Annotated in this window: 1 protein-coding gene; it reads left to right on the top strand. The window is 71.7% G+C overall.

Translation table 11 applies throughout. The features are described 5' to 3' along the window. Nucleotides 1-19: 19 nt before the first annotated feature. Nucleotides 20-937, top strand: a 918-nt coding sequence (locus tag AC5RUJ_RS17255) for a DUF5719 family protein (protein WP_494156367.1), incomplete at its 3' end; no start/stop codon positions are given.

The raw sequence follows: 937 nt of genomic DNA, 5'->3' as shown, positions 1-937 counted from the left end.
GGCCGCCGAGCGGCCGCCCGTGTCCGCTGCCGTTCCGGCCGGAGACTACACCGCTGTCTGCCCGGAGCCCCTGCGGCTGCTGGACAGCGCCGCCGAAGACACCGATCCGCAGTTCAGCCCGGTCTCCACTACGGCGCAGACCAGGGCGCGGGCCCTGGTGCTCAGCGACCTCGGCGGCAACGTCCCCGGCAGCGAGTTGACGGAACTGGGCGCGGGCACTCCGCTCGCGCGCATCGCGGAACCGACGGAAAAGTCGTCCGGCGAGACCAAGATGGTGGCGTCCGTGGTGTCCGGACAGGACCTGTCCGCTCCCACCGTGCTGCGGGCCGCCCCGATGGGGGAGACCACCGCGCTGACCGGCGCGGCGATGACCTACCGAGCCTCGGACGGCGACCTGCGCGGACTGGCCGCTTCCAACTGCATGGCACCGGACAATGACTTCTGGTTGCTCGGGGCGTCCACCACCGTGGGAACCACGTCCGTGCTGAAACTGCACAACAGTTCCCAGACACCCTCCTCGGTCGACCTCGAACTGGTCTCGTCCGAGGGGCAGGTCCAGGCTGCCGGCACCCGCGGGCTGCTGGTCGCTCCCGGGGAGTCACGCTCCATCGTGCTGGCGGGAGTGGCCGCGAACCAGGAATCCCTGGCCGTGCGCGTGCAGTCCTCCGGCGGCCCGGTGACCGGCTTCATCCAGCAAAGCATCCTGCGCCAGCTGACCCCCGGCGGCGTCGAGCTGCTGCAGGCGTCGGCCCCGGCCGGCACGCGGCAGGTGGTCACGGGAATCACCGTCCAGGACCAAAAACCGGCACGGGCGATCCGGGACCAGGACGGTTATGAGGACGCGGCGCCGGCGCTGGACGTGGCGGTGCCCGGCGTGACCGACGCGGTCCTGGAAGTGCGCGTCTTCGGTTCCGACGGCCCGGTCAGCCTCCCGGGC

Source organism: Arthrobacter sp. Y3223164 (assembly GCF_059091005.1).
The sequence above is the reverse complement of the archived record's forward strand: the minus strand, read 5'-3'. Positions and strand labels throughout refer to the sequence as shown.